Below are 24,822 nucleotides of genomic sequence, written 5' to 3'. Positions count from 1 at the left end.
AGGAAAACACCCCGTCATTGCGAGCGTAGCGAAGCAATCCAGGAGCGGCAGCGCTCTACGCCTCCCTGGATTGCTTCGTCGCTACGCTCCTCGCAATGACGGCGAACAGGAACAAAGGGGAGTTGAGATCATGGCCGAGGCCGCCCGCAAGACCGCCCATAGCCACAAGCTCGCGCAGTTCAGCTGGGAAGATCCCTTCCTGCTCGACGAACAGCTCTCCGAAGATGAGCGGCTGATCCGCGACACGGCCCGCCAGTACGCGCAGGAGAAGCTGCAGCCGCGCGTCGCCGAGGCCTATCTCGAGGAGAAGACCGAGCGCGGCATCTTCAATGAGATGGGCGAGCTCGGCCTGCTCGGCGTCACGGTTCCCGAGGAGTATGGCTGCGCCGGCGCCAACTACGTCTCCTACGGGCTGGTCGCCCGCGAGGTCGAACGCGTCGACTCCGGCTATCGCTCGATGATGAGCGTGCAGTCCTCGCTGGTGATGTACCCGATCTATGCCTATGGCGACGAGAACCAGCGCAAGAAGTACCTGCCCAAGCTCGGCTCCGGCGAATGGGTCGGCTGCTTCGGCCTGACCGAGCCCGACGCCGGCTCGGACCCGGCGGGCATGAAGACCCGCGCCGAGAAGGTTGCCGACGGCTACAAGCTCACCGGATCGAAGATGTGGATCTCGAACTCGCCGATCGCCGACGTCTTCGTCATCTGGGCGAAGTCGGTCGCGCATGACAACGAGATCCGCGGCTTCATCCTCGAAAAGGGCATGAAGGGCCTCTCCGCGCCGAAGGTCGGCGGCAAGCTTTCCTTGCGCGCCTCGATCACCGGCGAAGTCGTCATGGACGGCGTGATCGTGCCGGAAGAGAACCTGCTGCCCAACGTCTCCGGCCTGAAGGGTCCGTTTGGCTGCCTCAACCGCGCCCGCTACGGCATTTCCTGGGGCGCGATGGGCGCCGCCGAGGACTGCTTCCACCGCGCGCGCCAGTACGGGCTCGACCGCAAGCAGTTCAACAAGCCGCTCGCCCAGACGCAGCTCTACCAGAAGAAGCTCGCCGACATGGTCACCGAGATCACGCTCGGCCTGCAGGGTTCGCTGCGCGTCGGCCGCCTGCTCGACGAGGGCAAGATGGCGCCGGAGATGATCAGCCTCGTGAAGCGCAACAATTGCGGCAAGGCGCTCGACATCGCCCGCGCGGCCCGCGACATGCACGGCGGCAATGGCATCTCGATCGAGTACCATGTCATGCGCCATGCGGCGAACCTCGAGACGGTCAACACCTATGAGGGCACGCACGACGTCCACGCGCTGATCCTCGGCCGGGCCGTCACGGGCCTCCAGGCGTTCTTCTAGTCCTCCCTCTCGGGTCGTTCCGGGCGAGCACAGCTCGACCCGGGACCCATGCCTGAACTGTTCCGGCATGGGTCCCGGCTCTCCGCTGCGCTGCGGCCGAGACGACGACGTGGATTCCCGCGATGACTTCGACCCCTCCCCTCGCCGGCCTGCGCGTCCTTGAGCTGGCGCGCATCCTCGCCGGTCCCTGGATCGGCCAGCTCCTCGCCGATCTCGGCGCCGACGTCGTCAAGGTCGAGAGCCCGGAAGGCGACGACACCCGCAGCTGGGGGCCGCCCTTTGTCGAGGGGCTCGATGGCGAGCATTTGTCGGCCGCGTATTTCCATTCCTGCAATCGCGGCAAGCGTTCGATCACCGCCGATTTCCGCAGCGAGGAAGGCCGGGCCCTGGTGCGCCAGTTGGCCGGCCACGCCGATATCGTGATCGAGAACTTCAAGGTCGGCGGGCTCGCCAAATACGGGCTCGATGCCGCGAGCCTGCGCAAGCTCCACCCCAGCCTGATCTACTGCTCGATCACCGGCTTCGGGCAGGACGGGCCCTATGCCGAGCGCGCCGGCTACGACTTCCTGATCCAGGGCATGGCCGGCTCGATGTCGATCACCGGCCAGCCGGACGGCCAGCCGACCAAGGCCGGCTATGCCAAGACCGACATCTTCACCGGGCTCTATTCCACGGTCGGCATCCTCGCCGCGCTGCGCCGGCGCGACCAGACCGGCGAAGGCGCGACGATCGATCTCGCGCTGATGGACACGCAGGTCGCCGTGCTCGGCAATCAGGCGCTGAACTATCTGGTCTCCGGCAAGCCGCCGGCCCGGCTCGGCAACGCCCATCCCAACATCGTCCCCTACGAGGTCTTCCCGGTCGTCGACGGCCACATCATCATCGCCACCGGCAATGACGGGCAGTATCGCCGGCTCTGCGAGGTGCTGGGCGGGGCCGATCTCGGCAGCAATCCCGACTATGCCGACAATAAGGGGCGCGTCGCCGGCCGTGCCGTGCTGATCCCGATGCTGGCCTCGCTGACCGCGCGCCGGCACAAGGGCGAGCTGCTCGCGGCGCTGGAAGGCGCCGGCGTCCCGGCCGGACCGATCAACGATATCGGCGAGGTCTTCGCCGACCCGCAGGTGATCGCCCGCGGCATCAAGACCGAGCTGCCGAGCGCCGCCGCCAAGGCCGGCGCGATCCCGACCGTCGCCTCGCCAATCGTGATCGACGGGGTGCGCCAGGTCGCCGGCCGGCCGAGCCCGAGGCTCGGCGAGCACAAAGACGAAATCCTCAACGACCCCACCTGGAGTGGACGACATGGCTGAACGCACCGGCGGGCAAATCCTCGTCGACCAACTCCTGATCCACGGCGCGACCGATGCGTTCTGCGTGCCGGGCGAGAGCTATCTTGCCGTGCTCGACGCGCTGCACGACGCTAACCTCAAGGTCACGATCTGCCGGGCCGAGGGCGGCGCGGCGATGATGGCGGAGGCCGCCGGCAAGCTCACCGGCAAGCCCGGCATCTGCTTCGTGACGCGCGGCCCCGGCGCGACCAACGCCTCGCCCGGCATCCATATCGCCGACCAGGACTCGACGCCGATGATCCTGTTCGTCGGCCAGATCGAGCGCGGCATGCGCGAGCGCGAGGCCTTCCAGGAACTCGATTACCGCGCCGTCTTCGGCACGATGACGAAATGGGCGACAGAGATCGACGATGCCGCGCGCATCCCCGAGATCATCAGCCGCGCCTTCCATGTCGCGACCTCGGGCCGACCCGGCCCGGTGGTGATCGCGCTGCCCGAGGACGTGCTGACCGACCTCGCCGACGTCGCCGATGCCGAGCCCTACCAGGTCACCGAGACGCACCCGTCCCTGCTGCAGACCATCGACCTGCAGAAGCGGCTCTGGGCGGCGAAGAAGCCGGTCGCCATCCTCGGCGGCTCGCGCTGGAATCCGCAGGCGATCGAGCGCTTCCAGCGCTTCGCCGAACGCTTCGACCTGCCGGTCTTCGTCTCCTTCCGGCGCCAGATGCTGTTCCCGGCCGACCATCCGAACTTCGGCGGCGATCTCGGCATCGGTCCCAACCCGAAGCTCCTTAAGCGCATCCAGGAGAGCGATCTCGTCATCCTGGTCGGTGGTCGGCTCTCGGAGATGCCGAGCCAGTCCTACACGCTGTTCGGCATTCCCAATCCAGGCCGGCCGCTGGTGCATGTCCATCCCGACCCGGAAGAACTCGGCCGGGTCTACCGCCCCTCGCTCGCGATCAATGCGACGCCGACCGCCTTCTGCGCCGCGCTCGAGACCGTGCACCCGCCGCAGGAGATTCCGTGGGCCGGTGCCGCCGCCGAGGCGCATGAGGCCTATCTCGGCTGGAGTGAGCAGCCGGCCCCGGTGCCGGGCAAGTTCCATCCCGGCGAGATGGTGACCTGGCTGCGCCGCAACCTGCCGGCCGATGCGATCATGTGCAACGGCGCCGGCAACTACGCGACCTGGGTGCACCGCTTCCACCGCTTCACCAAGTTCGCGACGCAGCTCGCGCCGACCTCAGGCTCGATGGGCTATGGCGTGCCGGCGGCGATCGGCGCCAAGCGGCTCTTTCCGGAGCGCACCGTCGTCGCCTTTGCGGGCGATGGCTGCTTCCTGATGAACGGCCAGGATTTCGCAACCGCGGTGCAGTACGAGCTGCCGGTGATCGTGATCGTCGTCGACAACGGCATGTACGGCACGATCCGGATGCATCAGGAGAAGCACTATCCCGGCCGCGTCTCGGCAACGATGCTGAAGAACCCGGACTTCGCTTCTTACGCCAAGGCCTTTGGCGGCCATGGCGAGCGCGTCGAGACGACCGAGCAGTTCGCGCCGGCCTTCGAGCGGGCGGTGACCTCGGGCAAGCCGGCGATCATCCATTGCCTGCTCGACCCGGAGGCAATCACGCCGGCGAAGACGCTGTCGACGATCCGCGCCGAGGCGATCGCGGCTCAGGCCTCACAAGGCGCCTGAGCCAACGCGGCGAAACCACATCCGGCGCAGCAGCCCGTCCCGCCAGACGAACTGGTGGACCAGTGCTGCGCCGAGATGGACCAGTCCCAGCGCGACGAGGCTGTCGAATACCAGCCCGTGCAGGCCGCGCATCAGCTCATAGGTCGCCTTGTCTGGTCCGATGGGATGGGGCACCGAAAACCAGCCGAAATACAGGGTGGGGATCTGGATCGGCGCAGCCGAGACCATCAGCAGACCCGTGACGGGCAGCGCCAGCAGGCAGAGGTAGAGCGCGGCATGAACGGCCTGCGCGGTCCGGCGTAGCCAGATACTGGCGGGCAATGGCTCCGGATCCGGGATGGCGAGCCGCAGGCTCAGCCGCATCACGACGAACAGGGCGACGGTCAGCCCGATCGATTTATGCCACTGATAGAGGACGAACCGGCCGAGCAGGTCGCGGCTCTCGTCGCCCATCAAACGCGACAAGCCGTACTGGACAGCGATGAGCGCCACGGTCAGCCAGTGCAGGGCGACGAGCGCCGGATGCCAGCCAGGCGGCCTCGGGACCGCCGTGGTCATTGCCCGAGCCGCCCCTTGATCGCGATCTCGACCTGATCGTCGACGACATTGACCTCGCGGCCGATGCCGAAGGCCGAGCGCGAGAAGGCTGCGCTGGCACGAAATTGCAGGCGACCATTGCGCTCGGCGGCCCCGACATCGTCCTCGGCGACGGCGGTCGCCGCAACCGGATGGGTGACCGAGCGGATGGTCAGCCGTCCCTGGATCGTCAGGCTGCGGTCGCCTGTCCGGGTCACGCTGTCCGAGGTGAAGCTGGCGACCGGGTGATGGGCCGTGTCGAGCATGCTCTCGCCCTTGATGAAATCATCGACCAGCGACGTGCCGGTGTGCAGCGATGCGGTCTCGATGGTGATGCGGATACGGCTGCGCTCCGGGCGTGCGAAGTCGAGCGCCACGACGCCGTCATAATGCTGGAACTGGCCCGAGGCGGTCGGCACGCCGAAACGTCGCGCGACGAAGCCGACCTCGCTGGCCCCCGGCCGCAGCGACAGGGAAGTCTGGGCGACCACCGCACCGGCCGCCAAGAGCGCGAGCATGGATACAGCAAGTCGGGTCATGGCGCGACGGACTGCCCGAAACATGGCGTGGCGGTGGCAGACGCCGCCTCACACGAAGAGTTGAAATCGGTGCTCCGGGAGATCGGGCGCATCGCCAGCCGCCAGAACAGGCAGATACCGGGCCTCCAGCGAGCGGCGGCGGCGTTCCATAAGCCTTCTGCGTTTCCAGACAGAAGCATCCCCGCGAAAACCCGACTGCCGGTGCCATTGAACCTTTCGGCTCGCACTTCGTTTCAGGGAGCAGGCAGGGAGTAACAGCAATGTCACGGCGCAGGGTACTGGCAATGGGACTGGCGGGAGCGCTCGGCCTCGCCATGGCTCCCCAGGCGCAAGCGGCCGGCTTCTTCGACGATTTGGCGCGCATTTTCGGGGCGCGCCCGACGCCGCCTGCCATGATCGGCCGCGGCGACCCCTTCATCGGAAGCGATCCCTTCGAGATGACGGTGAAACCGAAACGGCAGAAGCCGCGCGCAGCCGCGGCGTCGACCAAGCCGGCGGAACCCGCGGTCAAGCTCGATCCGGCAACTGATCCGCACTGGTATCTGCACGATCCGACGCTGCGCAAAGGCGACATCGTCGTGACGCGCGCGGGCGTCGTCGTCTTCGATGGGCGCAGCGCTTCGGAGCACTCGCCGGCCGCCTTCACGGCGCTGGGCGACACGAAGCGCTTGCCGAAGGCGCAGCAGCAGGTGCTGCAGGCCGCAGCTGCCGGCGGGCGGGCGTATTTCCGCTATGACGGCGAGGCCAGCCCCGCTGCGCTCGTGCAGAAGATCAGGGCCGAAAACGCGATCTCGCTGGCTCAGTAGGTCGCGCGACCGCCCGACAGATCGAAGACGGCTCCGGTCGAGAAGCTGCATTTCTCGCTGGCCAGCCAGGCGACGAGCTCGGCCAGTTCCTCGACCTTGCCGAGTCGCTTGAGCGGGCTCTTGCCGATCATGGTAGCGACCGTCTCCTCGCTCATCTGCTGCAGCAACTCGGTTTCGATCGCTGCCGGAGCCACCGCATTGACCAGCACGCCGCTGCCGGCGAGCTCCTTGCCCTGCGCCTTGGTGAGCGCGATTACGCCGGCCTTGGCGGCGCTGTAGGCGGAGAGCGTCGGAGTGCCCTCCTTGCCGGCGAGCGAGGCGATGTTGACGATGCGGCCATAGCCGCGCGGCGCCATCGCAGCCGCGACGGCGCGCGAGCAGAGGAAGGTGCCGGTCAGATTGACCGCCTGGACCTTCTGCCATTGCGCCAGCGGCGTCTGCGCCACCGTCGTCGAGGGGCCGGTCAACCCGGCATTGTTGACGAGCACGGCGACCGGCCCGTGCTCGCTTTCCGTGCGTGCCAGAGCGGCCGCGACCTGCGCCTCGTCGGCAACGTCGCAAGGAACGAAGGCATGGCCGCCCTCGCCTTCCGCCAGATCCCACACGACCGGCACGAATCCGTCATCGGCGAGCCGCTCGCAGACGGCACGGCCGATGCCCCTGGCGCCCCCGGTGACGACGGCGACCTTGGCGAGAGCCGCTGCGCTCACGCCGCCTTGGCCTGCTCGAGCTTGGCCGCGACCAGCTTGCGCAAGCCGCGCAGATCCTTGACGAAGCCGCGAATGCCCTCGGCCAGCTTCTCCGTCGCCATCGCGTCCTCGTTCATGGCGAAGCGGAAGGCCTTCTCGTCGAGGACGAGACGCTCGGGCGCCTTGCCTGCGGCTTCCGGCGAGAGCTTGCGCGGCAATTCACCGGCCGCGGACTGGAGCTCGTCGAGCAGGCCGGGGCCGATCGTCAGCCGGTCGCAGCCGGCGAGCGCCTCGATCTCGCCGGTGTTGCGGAAGGAGGCGCCCATCACCACCGTGTCGATGCCATGGGCCTTGTAATAGCCGTAGATGTTCCGGACGGAAACGACGCCGGGATCGGTCTCGGCCGTGTAGGGCCCGCCGCCGGCCTTAACGTGCCAGTCGAGGATCCGGCCGACGAAGGGCGAGATCAGGAAGGCCTTGGCGTCGGCACAGGCGACCGCCTGCGGCAGCGCGAAGAGCAGGGTCAGGTTGCAGTCGACACCCTCGGCCTGCAGCACGCGGGCGGCCTGAATGCCTTCCCAGGTCGAGGCGATCTTGATCAGAATGCGCTCGCGGCCGACGCCGCGCTCCTGATAGGCCGCGATGATGGCGCGCGCCTTCTCGATCGTCGCCTTGGTGTCGAAGGAGAGGTCGGCGTCGACCTCGGTCGAGACGCGACCGGGGACGATCTTGGTCAGTTCGGTGCCGAAGGTGACGGCGAGCCGGTCGCAGACCGCCTCGACCGCGCCGGCGCCGCCCTGCCGCTTGCCCCAGGCGATCGCCTCGTCGACGAGGGCGGCATAGGCCGGGGTCTCGACCGCCTTGAGGATCAGCGTCGGGTTGGTGGTGCAATCCACTGGCTTCAGCCGCCGCACCGCCTCGATGTCGCCGGTGTCGGCGACGACGGTGGTCATGGCGCGGAGCTGTTCGAGCTTGGAAGCGGTCATCTCTCTACCCTTGGGATGTGCGGCCGGGTTCCCCGCCAATATGGCGCCTGCCGCGCGTCATTGCGAGCACAAGCGAAGCAATCCAGCCCTGCGTCAGGTCGGCTGGATCGCTCCGCAGGCCTCGTCGGTCCGCGGACCGGACTAGCCTCAGCTCTTCACCGCGCCGGCGGTCAGGCCCGAGACCATGTTGTTGCGGAAGCCGTAATAGATCACCGCCGGCGGGATGGCGTAGATCAGGCCGGCCGTCATCAAGAGGTTCCAGGGCGCGTCGTCGGCCGAGAGGAACAGGCCGAGACCGACGGCGAGCGGCAGCTCCTTCTCGCTGGAGAGCAGCAGGAAGGCGTAGAGATACTCGTTCCAGGCGAGCAGCAGCGCATAGATGCCGATCACCACCATGGATGGCTTCATCAGCGGCAGATAGACCATGCGGAAGAGCTGGAGCGAGGTCGCGCCGTCCATGATCGCGGCTTCGTCGAGTTCCTTCGGCAATTTGTCCGAAGCCTGCTTCAGCACCCAGATCGCATAGGGCGAAGCCAGCGCCACCATGGCGAGGATCAGCGCCGTGCGCGTGTTCAGCAGCCCGAAGGTGCCCATCGCCTTGTACATCGGGATGGCGAGGAAGGCGGCCGGGATCAGGTAAGTCGCCAGCGCGAAGTTCATGATCGAGCGGCCGCCCGGCGCCTTCAGCCGCGAGATCGCGAAAGCGGCGCAGGTCGCGATGAACAAAGTGAGCAGCCCGGTGGTGACCGCGATCAGGAAGCTGTTGAAGAGCTGCAGCCAGAAATTGGTCAGGTAGTAGTGCTGCTGCTTGAAGACGATCTGGAAGTTCTGCAGCGTCGGCTGGTCGGGCCAGAGCTTGCCGGCCAGCATCGATTCCTGGTTCGAGATCGACAGCACGAAGAGGTGGTAGATCGGCAGCATCGTCCAGATCAGCACGGGAATGGCGATCAGGATCAGCTTGCCCTCGTCGAGGAGCCTTTTCATCATTCGGCTCCCTTCGAGAGACGCTTCACCATGAACCAGACCATGGGCAGGATCAGCGGCATGGCGACGATGATCGAGGCGACGCCGAGGTCGAGATTGTTGTTGCGCATGTAGCGGATGCCGAGCGTCGCCAGCACGTGGTTGAGGTCTCCCGGACCGCCGCCGGTGAGCAGGTAGACGCTGTTGAAGTCGCCGAGCGTCCAGATCATCGAGAGCAGGGTCGAGGTGACGTAGAGCGTCGCCAGCGACGGCCAGGTGATGAAGCGGAACTGCTGCCATTTATTGGCGCCGTCGACGCTGGCGGCCTCGTAGAGGTCCTGCGCGATGGCGAGCCGGCCGGTGACCAGGATCAGCGTCCAGAACGGCAGCGACTTCCAGATATGGACGACGATCGACGAGGCGAAGGCCAGCGTCGGATCGGTCAGCCAGCCCGGCCCTTCCATGATGCCAAAGAGCTGAAAGAGCTGCTGGTTGATCATGCCGTTCTCGGGATTCAGCATCACCCGGAAGGACAGGATCGTCGGGATCGAGGGCACGGCCCAGGGCAAGATGAAGAGCACGAGGACGATGCGGACCCAGGCGCGCTGGGCGACGAAGAAGCCCGAGAGAAAGAGCGCGATCAGGAACTTCAGGTTCACCGCCACGAACAGGAAGATGATCGTGTTGATCACCGTCCGGAAGAAGATCGGGTCGGCGAACAGCGCCTTGTAGGACTGGAAATTCAGGCCGATCCACAGGCCGTAGATGACCGGATAGACCACCATCACGGCGAAGACGAGGATATAGGGCGCGAGCATGAGCACGCCCCAGAAGGCGCGGTCGCGCGCCTGCCCCGAGGTCGCGTCGCTCGGCGCCAGGCTGGAGGTTGCCATCGTTGTGGCGGTCATCTTCTTGTCTCCTCTGCGCTCAGGCCATTTTGAGACGCGTCGGCATCCCGCAGCGCGATCCGCGGCGGGATGCCTGTCTGGTCAGATAGAGCGGGGCGCGAAAAACTGGGAACCGATTCTTCGCATTGAACTCGCTCTAAACGCTTAGAATCGATCACGTTTCTGTGGCTTTGGGCCGATGGGCCCAAAGCCGTCGTGATCAGCGCAGGCTTCGATATCAGCCGGCGATCTGCTTGATGCGGGCGATCATCTCGTCGGTCGCCTGCTCGGGCGAGACCTTGTCAACCAGAACGCGGTTGACGGCCTTGGCCCAGACGTTCTCGGCATTCACCGCCGTGAACTTGTAGTTGTAGACGAACTGGAACGGCACGGTTCCGTCCTTGTACTGCTTGTAGACGACGGCGCGGTGCGGATCCTTGCCATCCGACCAGAACGGCGCCTCGATGCCGGCCAGCGTCGTCGAGACCCAGCGGCCGGCCGAGCCCTCGACGAACGGACGCAGGTTCTCGTCCTTCATCAGGAAGGCCATGAACTCCTTGCCGCGCTTCTTGTTCTTGCCGTCGGCGAAGACCACCGCGGTCTTGACCGCTGCGAGGTTGGTCATGTTGCTGCCGTCGGGCTTCTTCGGGAACTCGGCGGTGCGGATGTTGTCGTAATAGTTCTTCTTGGCCGCGTCGCGCTGTTCCTGCGTCAGGGCCGGGTTGTTCATGTCGTCCATGTGCTTGCCGGCGATCGAGATGGTCGCGTTGTGGGTCGCGATCGTCGTGCGGTTATGGAAGGCGACGTTGTTGTCCGGGTCGAGCCAGTTCACCGAGGAGGGCGGCGTGCAGCCGCGCTGCATGATGTTGGCGTAGGACTTCACCGCCTCGATCATCGCGGCACGGTTCTTCGGCTCGTCGAGCACGATCTTGCCGTTCTCGTCGACGATCTTCGCGTCATAGGCGTTGGCGAAGGTCAGGAAGCTGTAGAAGGTGTCGGACGCCGCGACGCCGAGCGGATGGCCGACCGCGTAGATGCGCTTGCCCTTGGCGCGCGCCGCGCTCTGGACCTTGTCGCACCAGAAGTCCCAGTAGCCGTTCCAGGTCTTCGGAATGTCGCTTTCCTTGAACCCGAACTCCTCCAGCATGTCCTTCCAGTAGGTGATGTGCATCATCTGCTGCTCGACCGGGAAGGCGTAATACGCCTTCTTGCCGGTCTTGCCGTTCATCAGGAAGGTGGTGGCGAGCGCCTGCGGCTGGAACTCGCCCTTCATCGGCTCGATGACGTCGGTCACGTCCTCGAGCTTGCCCTCGAACGCCCACTGTCCGGTGGTGCGGAAGTCGTAGGTGGTGCAGAAGCCGACATCCGGCGGCGTGCCGGCCTGGACCGCGCCGACCGACTTGGTGACGCAGTCTTCCGTCGCATAGAGGGAGAGGTCGACCTTGACGCCGGTCGCCTTCTGGAATTTGTCGACGACGGAGAGCAGCGCGTCGTCCTCGCCCTTGTAGAAGCCCTTGGTGAACCAGACGGTCACCGTCTCCTGCGAAAGGGCCGCTCCGGTCCAGCCGACCGCAAGTGCGGCCAAGGCGGCACCGCTCACCAGGTTGCGCATTGATTTCATCGAAAACCTCCCATTTAAAACGTTTAGATTTGGCGTTTCTCGCCGCCTGAGCGCGAAGCTAGTCGAAAACCCCCCTGATAAACAAGCCGTCCAAACGACCGAAATTCGCACGTTTCAGACAGCAGGTGGGCAGCGACGGCACTCCGGGTCGATGGTCGGTTCGGACCATGCGCCCTCAATCCGGTCCCGCGCCTCGCCGATTGTCACGAATGTGTCGTCTACGCGGCCTAACGGCCTCGCAGAGGAGGCCGCGACACCGTCCCGCAGGAGCGCGGAGGCAGGCCTTCCACCCGTAAGGTCCATGGAGACTGCCATGCGTTCCCACGCAATCGCCGCTGCGCTCGCGCTCGGCCTCGCCCTGCCCGCCATCGACGCCGCCGGCGCGGTCGAGGGCAAGCTCGTGCTCTATACCAGCCAGCCCAACACCGACGCGCAGCAGACGGTCGACGCCTTCAAGGCCAAGCACCCCAAGGTCGAGATCAGCTTCGTGCGCGACGGAACGCCGCGGGTGATGGCCAAGCTGCGGGCTGAGTTCGAAGCCGGCGCGCCGCAGGCCGACGTGCTCCTGATCGCCGATGCGGTGACGATGGAGGGCCTCAAGAAGGAAGGCCGCCTGCTCGCCCATGACAAGGCGGACAGCGCCGCCTATCCGGCCGGCATCCATGATCCCGCCAAGTTCTGGTTTGCCACCAAGCTGATCACCACCGGCATCGTCTACAACACCAAGGCGACGCTGAAGCCGACGAGCTGGCTCGACCTGACCAAGCCCGAGGCGAAGAACCTGCTGGCGATGCCGAGCCCGCTGAACTCGGGCGCGGCGATGATCCACACCATCACCCTGACCGGCAGCCTGCCCGGCGGCTGGAGCTTCTACGAGGATCTGCAGAAGAACGGCGCGCTCGCCGCCGGCGCCAATGGCGACATCCTGCGCCAGGTCGCCACCGGCGAGAAGCTCTACGGCATGATCGTCGACTTCATGCCGATCCGCGAGAAGGCCAAAGGCGCACCGGTCGAGTTCGTCTTCCCGAAGGAAGGCGTTTCGGCGGTCAGCGAGCCCGTCGCGATCCTCAAGACCACGAAGAACGCGGAAGCCGCGAAGGCTTTCGTTGACTTCCTCATCTCGAAGGAAGGCCAGGAGCTGGCTTTGAAGCAGGGTTATGTCGCGGCTCATCCGCAAGTGGCCCTGCCGGCCGGCTACCCGGCGCGCGACGCGATCAAGCTGATGCCATTCGACGCCGCCAAGGCGCTCGCCGACGAGCCGGCCGCCCGCAAGCGCTTCAGCGCGATCTTCGAGTGAGCTGCTTCGCGTGAGCCGCCGTTGCGAACCCGGCGAGCGCGGATGACGCTCGCCGCCCCATCATCGGACCTGCCGCAGCCCCGGCTGCGGCAGGCACGCTTGCGGCGGGCCTTGCCGCGCCTTCGCTCGCCCGAGGGACTGGCCCTCCCGGTCGCGGTCGCGCTCGTCGCGATTCTGCTCGGCGCCCTGCCCTTCCTGCGTCTCGCCCTGGCCGCCTTCGCGCCCGGCGGCGTGTTCGCGCCGGGCGCGGCGCTCGACGTCATGACCGGCCGCTCGGCGGTCAATGCAACGCTTCACAGTTTCGAAACCGCCGGTTTCTCGGCGCTAGGCGCCCTGCTGGTCGGCGGCGGCTTTGCGCTGCTGCTCGCAGTGACCGACCTGCGCGGCAAGCGCCCGCTCGCCTTCGGGCTGGTCTTCTCGATGATGATCGCGCCGCAGGTGGCGGCGCTCGCCTTTCTCAGCCTGTTCGCGCCGAACTCGCCGGTGCTGGCGCTGTTCGGGCTTTCGCCCGCGCCCGGCACGCCGAATCCGCTACTCGGCCGCGGCGGCATCATCCTGGTGATGGCACTGCACCATGCGCCGCTGGTCGCGATCACGCTCTGGACCGGCCTGCGCAGCGTGCCGCATTCGCTGGTCGAGGCCGCGCAGATGGAAGGCGCCGCCCCGCAGACCATCGTGGCGCGCATCCTGCTGCCGGTGCTGCGACCGCATATCGTCGCCGCCGCGCTGCTCGCCTTCGTCGCCGGCATCGGCAATTTCGGGATTCCGGCATTGCTCGGCCTGCCGGTGAACTACCTCACCTTGCCGACGCTGATCTATCGCCGGCTCTCCAGCTTCGGCCCGGAAGGGCTGCCGGATGCGGCGGCGCTCTCGATCCTGGTCGCCGTCGTCGCCGGGCTCGGCATCCTCGCCGGGATGCTGGCGATGCGGCGCAGCGCCGGCAAGGTCGAGATCGAACGTGCGCTGCAGCCCTTCTGGCAGCTCGGGCGCGCCCGCCCTTTCGTCGCCGGCGGTCTCTGGCTCTTGCTGGCGCTCAAGCTCGGCCTGCCCCTGCTCGCCCTGCTCGGCGAGGCGCTCACCCCGGCACTGGGCGTCACGCTCTCCTGGCAGAGCCTGACCTTCGACAAGTTCGCCGAAGTGCTGCTGCGGCAGGATGTGACGATGCGCGCCTTCCGCAATTCCTTCCTGTTCGCCGGGACGGCCGCACTCTTGCTCGCGCTGCTCTCGATCGCCTTCGCCTATGCGCTGGAGCGGCGCATGGGCCGGTTCAGGCGGGCTGTCGAACTCGTCATCGAGCTACCCTATGCACTGCCCGGCGTGGTCCTCGCCATCGCCTGCATCCTGCTCTTCCTGAAGCCGCTGCCGCTGCTGGGGTTCAGCCTCTACGCCACGCCCTTCATCATCCTGTTCGCCTATCTCGCCCGCTTCCTGCCGCTGGCCTTGAAAGCGCCCGTCGCGGCGATGGCGCAGATCGAGGCGCATCACGAGGAGGCGGCCAAGCTCGACGGCGTCACGCTCTGGCAGATGCTGCGCTTCATCGTCGCCCCGATCCTGGCGCCGGCGGCGGCGGTCAGCGCGCTGATGGTCTTCCTCGTCGCCTTCAACGAGCTGACCGTCTCGGCCCTGCTCTGGTCCTCGGGAACCGAGACGCTGGGCGTCGTGCTGTTCAGCCTGAAGGAGGCGGGGCTCGCAGGCGAAGCGGCGGCCGTGGCGATCAGCGCCTCGGCCGTGATCCTCCTGACCATGCTCGGGCTCGACCTCGCCGGGCGGCGCCTGCCGGCGCAGATCCTGCCCTGGCGAATCTGACGGCGAGTCGGACCATCGCGATATTCGCAAGCGGGCTGCGTTACTTAAGCGGAAATTAACGCGCTCGCCGGATGTTCGCCATTGATGGCATTCGCCTTCCGCTGCAAAGATTAGAGGGTCGAAGCCGCCATCCTGGGCGGCCTCGGTCAAGGACGTTCGAGCCCAATGGCCTACCGCGCCACCGACCGCCTCCCGCAAGGGCCCTACGCCGACGACCGCAAGATCCTCGTGGTGGAGGATTCGAAGACCTACTCGCTGGCGCTCTGCCGCCGCCTCATCGAAGAGGTCGGCCTCGAGCTCGTTGCCTGCCGCTCGCTCAACGAGCTGCACGAGGCGGTCACCGAAAACGCCGCGGCGTACACCCTGGCCGTGGTCGACCTGAACCTGCCCGACGCGCCGCGCGGCGAGGCGATCGACTTCACCGTCCAGCGCGGCATCCCGACCATCGTCCATACCGGCAGCTTCGACATCGAGACGCGCAACCGGATCATGGAGCGCGACGTCATCGACTACGTGCCGAAGGACAGCGAGTTCGCGCTCGATACGCTGGTCCGCGCCGTCAAGCGCGCCCTCACCAACCGACAGACCCGCATCCTCGTCGTCGACGACGTCAAGGCGACCCGCAGGCTGCTCGCCCATATGCTGACCGTGCAGCAATACGATGTCGTCGAAGCCGACTCCGGCGCCGAGGCCCTGTCGCTCCTGGAAGCCAACCCCGATATCAGGCTGGTCGTCAGCGACTACAACATGCCGGACATGGATGGCTATGAGCTCACCCGCCATATCCGCCGCCGCTTCTCCGCCAACGGCCTGCGCGTGATCGGCGTCTCGTCGTCGAGCGACCGCATGGTGTCCGTAGGCTTCCTGAAGGCCGGCGCCAACGACTTCATCTCGATGCCGTTCGTGCCCGAAGAGCTGCAATGCCGGATCGCGAGCAATGCCGAGACGCAGGAGCAGATCGCCCAGCTGCGCAATCTCGCCTCGCGCGACGCCCTGACGGGCCTGTTCAACCGCCGCCATTTCTTCGAGCACGCGCCGGGGCTGATCGCGGAAGCACGGGCGCGCCGGCAGAAGAGCGCGGTCGCGATCCTCGACATCGACGATTTCAAGCAGCTCAACGACAGTCATGGCCATGACCTCGGCGACCGGGTTCTGGCAGGGGTGGCGCGCTGCATCGCCCAGTCGGTCGACGGCAGCAGCAGCCTGCTCGCCCGCATCGGCGGCGAAGAGTTCGCCATCCTGTTTCCCGGCCTCGACGCGAAGGCGGCAATGCGCCGCAGCGACCATGTCCGGCTCGACGTCTCCCACGAGACCGTAATGGTCGGCGAGCATCAGATCGCTCTCACCGCCTCGATCGGCGTCGCCGAGATCGACGAGAATGGCAGCTTCGACCAGGCGCTGATCGCCGCCGATCGTGCCCTCTACGCAGCCAAGCGCGAGGGTCGCAACCGGGTCTGCGTTCAGGCAGCCTGAAGCCCGCCGCTTCGGCATTCGCGCTCCCGGCACCAGCCCGTCGCGCCATTCGGCAGCGGCGCGCCACTTCACGCGCCACGATCCGAGCGTCAGCCCTGCATTGGCAGCATGCTGACATCGCGGCCCGCTGCTTCCGGGGCGCCTGACCGCATGCCACCTTCCGCCCGGCCTACGATTCGGGGGGATACCAATTCATGATCGGACATTCTGGCAGCCTGGCACGATCTCGAGCAAAACGGCTCCGCTCACTTGGCGCCGTGCTGCTCGCGGCGAGCATGTTTGCCTCCCAAACCGCGTCGGCCTGCACCAGCTTCCTGATCCGGACTTCGGATAACGGCGCCGTCTACGGCCGGACCATGGAGTTCGGCTTCGAACTCGAGTCGCGCGCGATGGTGATCCCGCGCAATTACAAGCTCTCCAGCAGCGGCGCTGACGGCAAGCCGGCCGCCAGTTGGACGGGCAAGTATGCCGCCGTCGGATTGAATGCGCTCGGCGTCACCGCCCTGGTCGACGGCATGAACGAGAAGGGCCTCGCCGGCGGCATCCTCTATTTCCCGGGCTTTGCCGGCTATGCCGATGCGGCCAAGTCCGATCCTGCGAAGTCGCTCGCGCCCTGGGACGTCCTGACCTGGGCGCTGACGAACTTCGCCACCGTCGCCGAGGTCAAGGCCGCGCTCGAAGGCATGGCGGTCATCGGCGTCGTTCAGGAGCAGATGAAGATCGCGCCGCCGGTGCACTACACGCTGCACGATGCCTCGGGCGCCTCGCTGGTGGTCGAACCGATCGACGGGAAGCTCAAGATCTACGACAACCCGCTCGGGGTGATGACCAACTCGCCGCCCTTCGACTGGCACCTGACCAATCTGCGCAACTATGTGAAGCTCTCGCCGCACAATGCGCCGCCGCTCAAAATCGGCTCGCAGAGCTTCGCGCCGCTCGGCGAGGGCTCGGGCATGCTCGGCATTCCCGGCGACCCGACCCCGCCTTCCCGGTTCCTGCGCGCGCTCGGCTATACGCTCTCGGTCCAACCCAGGCCCAGCGGCATCGAAAGCGTTCGGCTCGCCGAGCATATCGTCAACAATTTCGACATCCCCAAGGGCTGGATCAAGGTGGCCGGGGAACCGCTGGAATACACCCAGTGGTCGACGGTGGCGGATCTGACCAACCGCGTCTTCTACGTGAAGACCTATACCGACCCGGTGCTGCGCGCGATCGACCTGAAGAGCTTCGACCTCGACGCCAAGACCATCGTCAGCGCCGAGCTGAAGCCGGGCATGGCCGCGCCGGCGCTTCCTTTCGCCAAGCCCTGAGCGGCGCACATCGTCCGGGACGACGGGGCGGCGCCGACCGTCCCGGCTTCCGAGCAAGTCACAGCATTTCGGCCGGGGGGCCAAGCATCATGAAATCCGTATCCTCGCGCGCCCGTTTCGGACGGCGCATCGGCGCGGCCGCCATCGGCCTCGCCGCTTGCCTGCCCTTCACGACGCCGGCAGATGCCGCCGATGCAGCGGCACCGAAGGCAGAGGCGCCGCTGCGCGCGGCCCCGGACTGGACCGTGACGGTCTCGCCCTATCTCTGGGGCGCCAGCCTGAACGGCGATGCGGCGGTCTTCCACCACAAGCGCGCGGTCGACGTGCCCTTCCGGGACACCGTGAAGGACCTGAAATTCGGCTTCATGGGCGCGATCGAGATCCAGCGCGGCAAACTCGGCTTCTTCGCCAACGGCCAGTACACCGACGTGGAAAGCAATGAGCGGCTGCGCTGGCTCGATATCGGCGTGGGAACGCGCAGCACCATGCTGGCCGCGGGCGCCAGCTATCGCCTCTTCGAGACGGCGCTCGGTGGCGACACCGTCCATGGCGCGCCGCGCATCTTCGCGCTCGATCCACTCGCCGGTGTGCGCTGGACGCGCATGACCGGCAGCATCAGCGTCGCGGGAGCCGGGCTCTCGAAGACAGAGGCCTGGTTCGACCCGCTGATCGGCGCGCGCATGACGCTCGACATCGACGAGCGCTGGAATCTCTTCGCCGAGGCGGATGTCGGCGGCTTCGGCGTGGGATCGCGGATCACCTACAATGCGCAGGCCTATCTCGGCTACCGCACCACCTTGCTCGGCCGCCCAACCATGCTGCGCGCCGGCTACCGGGCGCTGTATCAGGACTATCGCGATGGCGGCTTCCTGTGGAAGGTCACCCAGCACGGGCCCGTGCTCGGCGCCTCCATGCAGTTCTGACCAGCCTCCAGACCGCCGGCGCGGCGCTCACGGCGCCGGCGCCTGCTCCGATTTCGGCTCTCCCATCAGCAGCGCGCGCGAGGATTTCGCCTCGCGGACGATGAAGTCGACGATCGCGCGGACCCGCGCGACCTCCTTCAGATCGGCATGAACCAGAAGCCAGAAGGAGCGCGTGATCGAGACGCTCTCAGGCAGCACCGGCACCAGCCGCGGCTCGGACGGCACCATGAAATGATGGATCACGCCGATGCCGGCTCCGGAGGCGACCGCGTTCATCTGGGCGATCACGCTCGAGCTCTGGATCTGGGCCCGCAGGCCCTTGGCGACCTCGTCGAGATAATCGAGCTCGGGGGTGAAGATCAGGTCGTCGATATAGCCGACGATGCGATGGGCGAAGAGGTCCTCCGGCGCCGTGATCGGCGGCATCGAATCGAGATAGTCGCGCGAGGCGTAGAGGCCGAGCCGGTAGTCGCAGAGCTTGCGCGCTACGACCTTGCCTTCCTTGGGCGGCGCCAGCGTGATCGCGACATCGGCCTCGCGCTTCGACAGCGAGAGCAGGCGCGGCATCGCGATCAACTGCAGCTCGAGCCCGGAATAGGCCTTGGCCAGCGTCGCCAGGCGCGGCGCCAAAAAGGAGGCGCCGAAGCCGTCGGGCGCGCCGATCCGGACCGTGCCCGACAGCGCCATGTCGGCGCCGCCGATCTCGCTCTGGATGGCGAGCGCCTCGGTTTCCATGCTCTCGGCCTTGGCGAGCAACTGCTCCCCATGGCCAGTCAGCGCGTAGCCCTGGGGCCGGCGCTCGAACAGCTTGGCCTTGAGTGATTCCTCTAAGGAGGTGATGCGGCGCGAGACCGTGGCGTGATCGGCGCCAAGCCGGCGGGCAGCCGCCGTCAGGCGGCCGGAGCGGGCGACTGCGAGGAAAAACCGCAGATCGTCCCAGTCGAACCGTTCCATGACGCTCCCTCCATATCTGCTTTTATGCACGACAGGCGACTTAATCTCCCTATAGTCGTGCACAAACGATAATGGTAGGGCTAAGCGCAAGCAGAACTTTCGCAGCACAATCGGGAGGACGTCATGCGTCAGGTCGGGCATTTCATCGGCGGCAAGCATGTCGCGGGAACTTCTGGCCGCACGGCCGACATCTATCAGCCGATGGACGGCTCGGTGATCGGCCAGGTCGCCCTCGCCTCCCAGAAGGAGCTGCGCGCCGCGGTCGAGAACGCGCTGGAGGCGCAACCGAAATGGGCGGCGGTCAATCCGCAGCGCCGCGCCCGCGTGCTGATGAAGTTCCTCGACCTGATCGCGCAGAATAATGACGAGCTCGCCGAGCTGCTCGCCCGCGAGCACGGCAAGACCATCCCCGACGCCAAGGGCGACATCCAGCGCGGCGTCGAAGTGGTCGAGTTCTCGCTCGGCGTGCCCAATCTGATGAAGGGCGAGTTCACCGACGGCGCCGGCCCCGGCATCGACATCTACTCGCTGCGCCAGCCGCTCGGCGTCGTAGCAGGCATCACCCCGTTCAACTTCCCGGCGATGATCCCGCTCTGGAAGCTCGGCCCCGCCATCGCCTGCGGCAACGCCTTCATCCTGAAGCCGTCCGAGCGCGATCCGGGCGTACCGATGCGCCTCGCCGAGCTCTTCGTCGAAGCGGGCGGCCCTCCCGGCATCCTCAACGTCGTCAACGGCGACAAGGAGGCGGTCGACGCCATCCTCGACGACCACGACATCAAGGCCGTCGGCTTCGTCGGCTCGACCCCGATCGCCGAGTACATCTACGCTCGCGGCTGCGCCAATGGTAAGCGCGTGCAGTGCTTCGGCGGCGCCAAGAACCACATGATCATCATGCCCGACGCCGACATGGACCAGGCGGTCGATGCGCTGATCGGCGCCGGCTACGGCTCGGCCGGCGAGCGCTGCATGGCGATCTCGGTTGCGGTTCCGGTCGGCAAGGCGACCGCCGACGAGCTGGTGAAGCGGCTGATCCCCCGCGTCGAGAGCCTGAAGATCGGCCCCTCGACCGACACCTCGGCCGATTACGGCCCGGTCGTGACCAAGGCGGCGATGGAGAAGATCAAGTCCTATGTCGACATCGGCATCGGCGAAGGCGCCAAGCTCGTCGTCGACGGGCGCGACTTCAAGATGCAGGGCTACGAGAACGGCTTCTATGTCGGCGGCTGCCTGTTCGACAACGTCACCAAGGACATGCGGATCTACAAGGAGGAGATCTTCGGACCGGTCCTCTCCGTGCTGCGCACCGAGAGCTATGACGAAGCCCTGAAGCTGACCAACGACCACGAATACGGCAACGGCACCGCGATCTATACCCGCGACGGCGACGCCGCCCGCGACTTCGCCTCGAAGGTCCAGGTCGGCATGGTCGGCATCAACGTGCCGATCCCGGTTCCGCTGGCCTACTACACCTTCGGCGGCTGGAAGCGCTCCTCCTTCGGCGACCTCAACCAGCACGGCCCGGACTCGATCCGCTTCTACACCAAGACCAAGACGGTGACGGCGCGTTGGCCCTCCGGCATCAAGGATGGCGCCAGCTTCGTCATCCCGACCATGGGTTGAGGAGATCACCCTCCATTGCTATCGTAATTGATAGCAACGGAGGGCTCGCCATGGGCAACCTGCTGATCCGCGATGTCGAAAGCGCCATCATGCAGCGGCTGAAGGTCAAGGCGAAGATCAACCGGACGTCGCTGCAGCATGAGGCCAGCAAGGCACTTGGCCGGGGAACCGTGCTGACTGGTGCGGAGCGGAAAGCGATCTTCGATAGGATCGAAGCGGAACGGGGCTTTCCAACCGTAAGCACCGGTGGCGCTGAGATCATGCGTGCGATCAGGGATGGCGACGAGGACGAGGCGACGACGTGATTCTCGACACGAGCGTCCTTTTTGACAGCCTGGTCGCCGGTCCTCGCAGCCACGCCGCGCGTACATTGCTGTCTACCATCGATCTCTGGAGTGCGCCCGACCTGATCGAGATCGAGATTGCCAGCGCGCTGACGAAGGCGGTTCGGCGGGGCGACATCGATGAGCAGACTGCACGCCTGAGCTTTGCGGATGCGCAAGAATTGATGCCGGACATCATCGACTCTTCCCCACTCATCGAGCGCGCACTCGAACTGTCGCTGAGCCTGGAGCACCCAATGCCGGACTGTGTCTTTCTCGCGCTCGCAGAGCTCCACAACGACCCGCTCGCAACGGCGGATGCGAGATTCGTCCGCAAACTCGCCGGCACGGCGTATGCCCGTCTCATCAAACTGGTCGAGAGCTGAAACCGCCATGACCGCCTTCTCCCTCACCGAAGACCAGATCGCGATCCGCGACATGGCAGCATCCTTCGCCGCCGAGAGCCTCGCGCCCCACGCCGTGCGCTGGGACGAGGAGAAGCATTTCCCGGTCGAGGAAATGCGCCAGGCGGCGGCGCTCGGCATGGGCGGCATCTACATCCGCGACGATGTCGGCGGCTCCGGCCTGTCGCGTCTCGACGCTGCAGTGATCTTCGAGGCGCTCTCGACCGGCTGCCCGACGGTCGCCGCCTATATCTCGATCCACAACATGTGCGCCTGGATGATCGACCGCTACGGCTCGGACGAGCAGCGGCAGAAATTCCTGCCGAACCTCTGCACCATGGAGCACCTGGCGAGCTATTGCCTGACCGAGCCGGGCGCGGGCTCCGACGCCGCGGCGCTAAAGACCAAGGCCGTGCTCGACGGCGATCATTACGTCCTCGACGGCCAGAAGCAGTTCATCTCCGGCGCCGGCGTCTCCGACGTCTATGTCGTGATGGTGCGCACCGGCGAAGCCGGCCCCTCCGGCATCTCGACCATCGTCGTGGAGAAGGACACGCCCGGCCTCTCCTTCGGCGCCAATGAGAAGAAGATGGGCTGGAACGCCCAGCCCACGCGCGCCGTGATCTTCGAGAACTGCCGCGTGCCGGTGGCGAACCGGATCGGCCCCGAGGGCATCGGCTTCAAGATCGCCATGGCCGGCCTCGATGGCGGGCGGCTCAATATCGGCGCCTGCTCGATCGGCGGGGCGCAGGGCGCGCTCGACAAGGCGCTGGGCTACGCGCAGGAGCGCAAGGCCTTCGGCGCCCGCATCGCCGATTTCCAGGCGTTGCAGTTCAAGCTCGCGGACATGGCGACCGAGCTGGAAGCAGCCCGCACCCTCCTCTGGCGCGCCGCCGCGGCGCTCGACGAGAAGACGCCCGACGCGACCAAGCTTTGCGCCATGGCCAAGCGCGTGGCGACCGACACCGGTTTCGAGGTCGCCAACCAGGCGCTGCAGATCCATGGTGGCTACGGCTATCTCGCCGATTACGGCATCGAGAAGATCGTGCGCGATCTCCGGGTCCACCAGATCCTCGAGGGCACCAATGAGGTGATGCGGATGATCGTGGCGCGTTCGCTGGTCGGGCGGGCCAAGGGGAACTAGGGCGCGGGGAACCCTCTCCCATAAAGAGAGGGCAGGGTGAGGGGTCGGCCGCTGGACTGGCTCCGCGAGCGGCTGACTACGCCGTCGGGTTCAGGCCAACGTTTCCGGTCCGGACACCTCACCCCTGCCCCTCTCCTTACAGGAGAGGGGTTCTCGCGCCTAACTAGATAGCTTCGAGACGTCAGGGAGAGAACGAGCATGACCACGATCGCCTTCATCGGCCTCGGCAATATGGGCGGGCCAATGGCCGGCAACCTCGTCAAGGCGGGGCATACGGTCAAAGCCTTCGACCTGTCGCAGGCCTCCAAGGACGCCGCCTCCGAGCTTGGCGTCGGCATCGCCGCCTCGGCCAAGGATGCGGTGGCTGGGGCCGAGATCGTCGTCACCATGCTGCCGGCCGGCAAGCATGTGCTCGGGGTCTGGGCCGACATTCTCCCCGCGGTGAACCCGGGCGCGCTGCTGATCGATTCCTCGACCATCGACGTCGAAAGCGCGCGCAAAGCCCATACGCTGGCGGCCGAGCGTGGCTGCCTCTCGCTCGACGCGCCGGTCTCCGGCGGCGTCGGCGGCGCCAAGGGCGCAACGCTGACCTTCATGGTCGGCGGCAGCGCCGAGGCCTTCGCCAAGGGCGAGCCGATCCTCTCGGCCATGGGCCGCCGCGTCGTGCATTGCGGCGACGCCGGCAACGGCCAGGCGGCGAAGATCTGCAACAACATGATCCTCGGCATTTCGATGATCGGCGTCTCCGAAGCCTTCGTGCTCGCCGAGAAGCTCGGCCTGTCGCATCAGGCGCTGTTCGACGTCGCCTCGACCTCGTCCGGCCAGTGCTGGTCGCTGACCACCTATTGCCCCGTGCCCGGCCCGGTGCCGGCTTCGCCGGCCAACAACGAGTACAAGCCGGGCTTCGCCTCGGCGCTGATGCTGAAGGACCTGAAGCTGTCGCAGGAAGCAGCCCAGGCGGCAGGTGCCTCGACGCCGCTCGGCGCCGCGGCGGCCCAGCTCTACGCCCTCCACAATGCCTGGGGCGAAGGCGGTACGGACTTCTCCGGCATCATCCATCTGCTGCGCGGCCGCGAGGGGGCCTAGCCCCGCGCCAGCCGCGTAGCGGCGATCGTTCGCGCGCATACGAAATCTTCGTCTTCGGCCGTTCCGGTCAAGCCGAAAGCGCGCTAGGACGGGAGGCATGAACGACGCCTCCCGCCCCCGCGAACGCTCCGCCCTCACCGGCTTCGCCACCAATCCGCTCGACCGACGCGGCGACCAGCGCGACCAGCCCGACGCGGTCGCGCGCTATCGCGCCAGTCCGGGCACGCGCCATGCGATCGTCGCGGGCGAGACGCCTATCCTGCGGCGGATCGGGGCCGAGGAGCTGACGATCTGGTTCGACGAGGCGCAGGCCGACGGCGTCGGCAAGGCACTCGACGAGGTCTTCCTCGGGATCCATCCGGAGGGCCAAGCCTGCTTCGGGCGGCTGATAGAGCGCCAGCTCACCGAGGCGCTGCGCGAGCGCGACGACCTGCTCGTCACCGATCTGCGCAGCGTGGCGTTGAAGCGCCTCGTGCCGGCAGAGGAAGTCGGCCCGCTCGGCGAGGCCAAGGCGATCCTCGACTGGCATTCGAGGCATCGTTTCTGTGCCAATTGCGGCGGGCCGGCCCTGATGGTCAGCGGTGGCTGGCGGCGCGAATGCGCGCAGTGCGGCGCGCTGCACTTTCCGCGCACCGACCCGGTCGTGATCATGCTGGCAGTGCGCGGCGACAAATGCCTGCTCGCCCGCCAGGCCCGCTTCGCGCCGAAGATGTATTCCTGCATCGCCGGCTTCCTCGAGCCCGGCGAGACGCTCGAGGATGCGGTGCGCCGCGAGACCTGGGAAGAAGCGGGCCTGCGCACCGGGGCGGTGCGCTACATAGCCTCGCAGCCCTGGCCCTTCCCGAGCTCGCTGATGATCGGCTGCATCGCCGAGGCGCTGAACGACGACATCGTGCTCGACGGCACCGAGCTCGAGGACGGACGCTGGTTCAGCCGCGAGGAGGCGCTGTCGATGATCGACGGGCGGCATCCGGACGGCCTGACCTGCCCGCAGCACATCGCGATCGCCAGCACGATCCTCAAGGCCTGGGCTATCGACGGCGAAGTGCCGACGGCAGGAGCCTGACGGCCACGGGCGCTGC

23 protein-coding genes are annotated in these 24,822 nt (G+C 66.8%); 15 read left to right on the top strand and 8 right to left on the bottom strand.

Annotated elements, in window-relative coordinates; all coding sequences use genetic code 11:
* The first annotated feature begins 130 nt into the window (after nt 1-130).
* The 3 genes from AC1REK_RS01305 to AC1REK_RS01295 all read left to right on the top strand — a co-directional run bounded on the left by AC1REK_RS01305 (nt 131) and on the right by AC1REK_RS01295 (nt 4,333).
* Complete coding sequence (locus tag AC1REK_RS01305) at nt 131-1,348, top strand: acyl-CoA dehydrogenase (RefSeq protein WP_316016686.1); 1,218 nt, start codon at nt 131-133, stop codon at nt 1,346-1,348.
* A gap of 122 nt (nt 1,349-1,470) precedes the next feature.
* Nucleotides 1,471-2,658 carry a CaiB/BaiF CoA transferase family protein gene (locus AC1REK_RS01300; RefSeq protein ID WP_492267466.1) on the top strand — a complete coding sequence of 396 codons (1,188 nt, stop codon included), beginning with the start codon at nt 1,471-1,473 and terminating at the stop codon, nt 2,656-2,658.
* Nucleotides 2,651-4,333, top strand: a complete 1,683-nt coding sequence (locus AC1REK_RS01295; protein ID WP_492267467.1) for a thiamine pyrophosphate-binding protein — start codon at nt 2,651-2,653, stop codon at nt 4,331-4,333. The genes AC1REK_RS01300 and AC1REK_RS01295 overlap by 8 nt, the downstream gene beginning before the upstream one ends.
* On the opposite strand, the gene AC1REK_RS01290 is transcribed toward AC1REK_RS01295, so the two are convergent.
* Together AC1REK_RS01290 and AC1REK_RS01285 are read right to left on the bottom strand one after the other, a co-directional pair.
* Nucleotides 4,319-4,891 (bottom strand): cytochrome b, encoded by a 573-nt coding sequence (locus AC1REK_RS01290; protein ID WP_492267468.1) that lies wholly within the window; start codon nt 4,889-4,891, stop codon nt 4,319-4,321. The genes AC1REK_RS01295 and AC1REK_RS01290 overlap by 15 nt on opposite strands.
* Nucleotides 4,888-5,448, bottom strand: a complete 561-nt coding sequence (locus AC1REK_RS01285; RefSeq protein WP_327522086.1) for a YceI family protein — start codon at nt 5,446-5,448, stop codon at nt 4,888-4,890. The genes AC1REK_RS01290 and AC1REK_RS01285 overlap by 4 nt, the downstream gene beginning before the upstream one ends.
* Before the next feature lie 260 nt (nt 5,449-5,708).
* Between AC1REK_RS01285 and AC1REK_RS01280 the strand changes: the two genes are divergently transcribed.
* Nucleotides 5,709-6,254, top strand: a complete 546-nt coding sequence (locus AC1REK_RS01280) for a hypothetical protein (protein ID WP_492267469.1) — start codon at nt 5,709-5,711, stop codon at nt 6,252-6,254.
* Here the strand turns inward: AC1REK_RS01280 and AC1REK_RS01275 are convergent.
* The 5 genes from AC1REK_RS01275 to AC1REK_RS01255 all read right to left on the bottom strand — a co-directional run bounded on the left by AC1REK_RS01275 (nt 6,248) and on the right by AC1REK_RS01255 (nt 11,391).
* Nucleotides 6,248-6,964, bottom strand: coding sequence for an SDR family NAD(P)-dependent oxidoreductase (locus tag AC1REK_RS01275; RefSeq protein WP_492267470.1), 717 nt, complete (start codon nt 6,962-6,964; stop codon nt 6,248-6,250). The two genes, AC1REK_RS01280 and AC1REK_RS01275, sit on opposite strands and share 7 nt — an antisense overlap.
* On the bottom strand, nt 6,961-7,929 hold the full coding sequence (tal, locus tag AC1REK_RS01270) for a transaldolase (protein WP_492267471.1): 969 nt from the start codon (nt 7,927-7,929) through the stop codon (nt 6,961-6,963). Before tal ends, AC1REK_RS01275 begins: the two co-directional genes overlap by 4 nt.
* A gap of 147 nt (nt 7,930-8,076) precedes the next feature.
* Nucleotides 8,077-8,916 (bottom strand): carbohydrate ABC transporter permease, encoded by an 840-nt coding sequence (locus AC1REK_RS01265; protein WP_327522090.1) that lies wholly within the window; start codon nt 8,914-8,916, stop codon nt 8,077-8,079.
* Entirely contained in the window at nt 8,913-9,800 is an 888-nt protein-coding gene (locus AC1REK_RS01260; RefSeq protein ID WP_390893189.1) for a carbohydrate ABC transporter permease, read from the bottom strand. Before AC1REK_RS01260 ends, AC1REK_RS01265 begins: the two co-directional genes overlap by 4 nt.
* Nucleotides 9,801-10,017: 217 nt before the next feature.
* Nucleotides 10,018-11,391, bottom strand: a complete 1,374-nt coding sequence (locus tag AC1REK_RS01255; RefSeq protein WP_316016725.1) for an ABC transporter substrate-binding protein — start codon at nt 11,389-11,391, stop codon at nt 10,018-10,020.
* Between the two features lie 322 nt (nt 11,392-11,713).
* Between AC1REK_RS01255 and AC1REK_RS01250 the strand changes: the two genes are divergently transcribed.
* The 5 genes from AC1REK_RS01250 to AC1REK_RS01230 all read left to right on the top strand — a co-directional run bounded on the left by AC1REK_RS01250 (nt 11,714) and on the right by AC1REK_RS01230 (nt 18,209).
* Nucleotides 11,714-12,697: an ABC transporter substrate-binding protein gene (locus AC1REK_RS01250; protein WP_492267472.1), complete on the top strand. Its 984-nt coding sequence runs from the start codon at nt 11,714-11,716 to the stop codon at nt 12,695-12,697.
* 42 nt (nt 12,698-12,739) lie between these two features.
* Entirely contained in the window at nt 12,740-14,503 is a 1,764-nt protein-coding gene (locus AC1REK_RS01245) for an ABC transporter permease (protein WP_492267473.1), read from the top strand.
* Nucleotides 14,504-14,668: 165 nt separating this feature from the next.
* Complete coding sequence (locus AC1REK_RS01240; protein WP_492267474.1) at nt 14,669-15,976, top strand: GGDEF domain-containing response regulator; 1,308 nt, start codon at nt 14,669-14,671, stop codon at nt 15,974-15,976.
* A gap of 194 nt (nt 15,977-16,170) precedes the next feature.
* Nucleotides 16,171-17,286, top strand: coding sequence for a linear amide C-N hydrolase (locus AC1REK_RS01235; RefSeq protein ID WP_492267475.1), 1,116 nt, complete (start codon nt 16,171-16,173; stop codon nt 17,284-17,286).
* 89 nt (nt 17,287-17,375) lie between these two features.
* On the top strand, nt 17,376-18,209 hold the full coding sequence (locus AC1REK_RS01230) for a hypothetical protein (RefSeq protein WP_492267476.1): 834 nt from the start codon (nt 17,376-17,378) through the stop codon (nt 18,207-18,209).
* A 27-nt stretch (nt 18,210-18,236) separates the two neighbouring features.
* On the opposite strand, the gene AC1REK_RS01225 is transcribed toward AC1REK_RS01230, so the two are convergent.
* Entirely contained in the window at nt 18,237-19,163 is a 927-nt protein-coding gene (locus tag AC1REK_RS01225; protein ID WP_492267477.1) for a LysR family transcriptional regulator, read from the bottom strand.
* A 123-nt stretch (nt 19,164-19,286) separates the two neighbouring features.
* Between AC1REK_RS01225 and AC1REK_RS01220 the strand changes: the two genes are divergently transcribed.
* The 6 genes from AC1REK_RS01220 (at nt 19,287) to nudC (ending at nt 24,806) form a co-directional block, all read left to right on the top strand.
* Nucleotides 19,287-20,783, top strand: coding sequence for a CoA-acylating methylmalonate-semialdehyde dehydrogenase (locus AC1REK_RS01220; protein WP_316016672.1), 1,497 nt, complete (start codon nt 19,287-19,289; stop codon nt 20,781-20,783).
* Nucleotides 20,784-20,833: 50 nt separating this feature from the next.
* Nucleotides 20,834-21,088: a hypothetical protein gene (locus AC1REK_RS01215; RefSeq protein ID WP_492267478.1), complete on the top strand. Its 255-nt coding sequence runs from the start codon at nt 20,834-20,836 to the stop codon at nt 21,086-21,088.
* Nucleotides 21,085-21,492, top strand: a complete 408-nt coding sequence (locus AC1REK_RS01210) for a type II toxin-antitoxin system VapC family toxin (RefSeq protein WP_492267479.1) — start codon at nt 21,085-21,087, stop codon at nt 21,490-21,492. Before AC1REK_RS01215 ends, AC1REK_RS01210 begins: the two co-directional genes overlap by 4 nt.
* Nucleotides 21,493-21,499: 7 nt before the next feature.
* Entirely contained in the window at nt 21,500-22,654 is a 1,155-nt protein-coding gene (locus tag AC1REK_RS01205; RefSeq protein ID WP_492267480.1) for an isobutyryl-CoA dehydrogenase, read from the top strand.
* 198 nt (nt 22,655-22,852) lie between these two features.
* Nucleotides 22,853-23,740: a 3-hydroxyisobutyrate dehydrogenase gene (gene mmsB / locus AC1REK_RS01200; RefSeq protein WP_492267481.1), complete on the top strand. Its 888-nt coding sequence runs from the start codon at nt 22,853-22,855 to the stop codon at nt 23,738-23,740.
* A 97-nt stretch (nt 23,741-23,837) separates the two neighbouring features.
* Nucleotides 23,838-24,806, top strand: a complete 969-nt coding sequence (gene nudC, locus AC1REK_RS01195) for an NAD(+) diphosphatase (protein WP_492267482.1) — start codon at nt 23,838-23,840, stop codon at nt 24,804-24,806.
* Nucleotides 24,807-24,822 lie beyond the last annotated feature (16 nt).

The organism is Allobosea sp. GW823-FHT02B03 (assembly GCF_058797755.1).
Note: the sequence above shows the minus strand (reverse complement) of the source record. Positions and strands in the feature narration are given on the sequence as shown.

Bases quoted from the DNA above. Each gene is read 5' to 3' on its own strand.
- AC1REK_RS01305 (WP_316016686.1), top strand. From the start codon at position 131: ATGGCCGAGGCCGCCCGCAAGACCGCCCATAGCCACAAGCTCGCGCAG.
- AC1REK_RS01300 (WP_492267466.1), top strand. From the start codon at position 1,471: ATGACTTCGACCCCTCCCCTCGCCGGCCTGCGCGTCCTTGAGCTGGCG.
- AC1REK_RS01295 (WP_492267467.1), top strand. From the start codon at position 2,651: ATGGCTGAACGCACCGGCGGGCAAATCCTCGTCGACCAACTCCTGATC.
- AC1REK_RS01290 (WP_492267468.1), bottom strand. From the start codon at position 4,891: ATGACCACGGCGGTCCCGAGGCCGCCTGGCTGGCATCCGGCGCTCGTC.
- AC1REK_RS01285 (WP_327522086.1), bottom strand. From the start codon at position 5,448: ATGACCCGACTTGCTGTATCCATGCTCGCGCTCTTGGCGGCCGGTGCG.
- AC1REK_RS01280 (WP_492267469.1), top strand. From the start codon at position 5,709: ATGTCACGGCGCAGGGTACTGGCAATGGGACTGGCGGGAGCGCTCGGC.
- tal (WP_492267471.1), bottom strand. From the start codon at position 7,929: ATGACCGCTTCCAAGCTCGAACAGCTCCGCGCCATGACCACCGTCGTC.
- AC1REK_RS01265 (WP_327522090.1), bottom strand. From the start codon at position 8,916: ATGATGAAAAGGCTCCTCGACGAGGGCAAGCTGATCCTGATCGCCATT.
- AC1REK_RS01260 (WP_390893189.1), bottom strand. From the start codon at position 9,800: ATGACCGCCACAACGATGGCAACCTCCAGCCTGGCGCCGAGCGACGCG.
- AC1REK_RS01255 (WP_316016725.1), bottom strand. From the start codon at position 11,391: ATGCGCAACCTGGTGAGCGGTGCCGCCTTGGCCGCACTTGCGGTCGGC.
- AC1REK_RS01250 (WP_492267472.1), top strand. From the start codon at position 11,714: ATGCGTTCCCACGCAATCGCCGCTGCGCTCGCGCTCGGCCTCGCCCTG.
- AC1REK_RS01245 (WP_492267473.1), top strand. From the start codon at position 12,740: ATGACGCTCGCCGCCCCATCATCGGACCTGCCGCAGCCCCGGCTGCGG.
- AC1REK_RS01240 (WP_492267474.1), top strand. From the start codon at position 14,669: ATGGCCTACCGCGCCACCGACCGCCTCCCGCAAGGGCCCTACGCCGAC.
- AC1REK_RS01235 (WP_492267475.1), top strand. From the start codon at position 16,171: ATGATCGGACATTCTGGCAGCCTGGCACGATCTCGAGCAAAACGGCTC.
- AC1REK_RS01230 (WP_492267476.1), top strand. From the start codon at position 17,376: ATGAAATCCGTATCCTCGCGCGCCCGTTTCGGACGGCGCATCGGCGCG.
- AC1REK_RS01225 (WP_492267477.1), bottom strand. From the start codon at position 19,163: ATGGAACGGTTCGACTGGGACGATCTGCGGTTTTTCCTCGCAGTCGCC.
- AC1REK_RS01220 (WP_316016672.1), top strand. From the start codon at position 19,287: ATGCGTCAGGTCGGGCATTTCATCGGCGGCAAGCATGTCGCGGGAACT.
- AC1REK_RS01215 (WP_492267478.1), top strand. From the start codon at position 20,834: ATGGGCAACCTGCTGATCCGCGATGTCGAAAGCGCCATCATGCAGCGG.
- AC1REK_RS01205 (WP_492267480.1), top strand. From the start codon at position 21,500: ATGACCGCCTTCTCCCTCACCGAAGACCAGATCGCGATCCGCGACATG.
- mmsB (WP_492267481.1), top strand. From the start codon at position 22,853: ATGACCACGATCGCCTTCATCGGCCTCGGCAATATGGGCGGGCCAATG.
- nudC (WP_492267482.1), top strand. From the start codon at position 23,838: ATGAACGACGCCTCCCGCCCCCGCGAACGCTCCGCCCTCACCGGCTTC.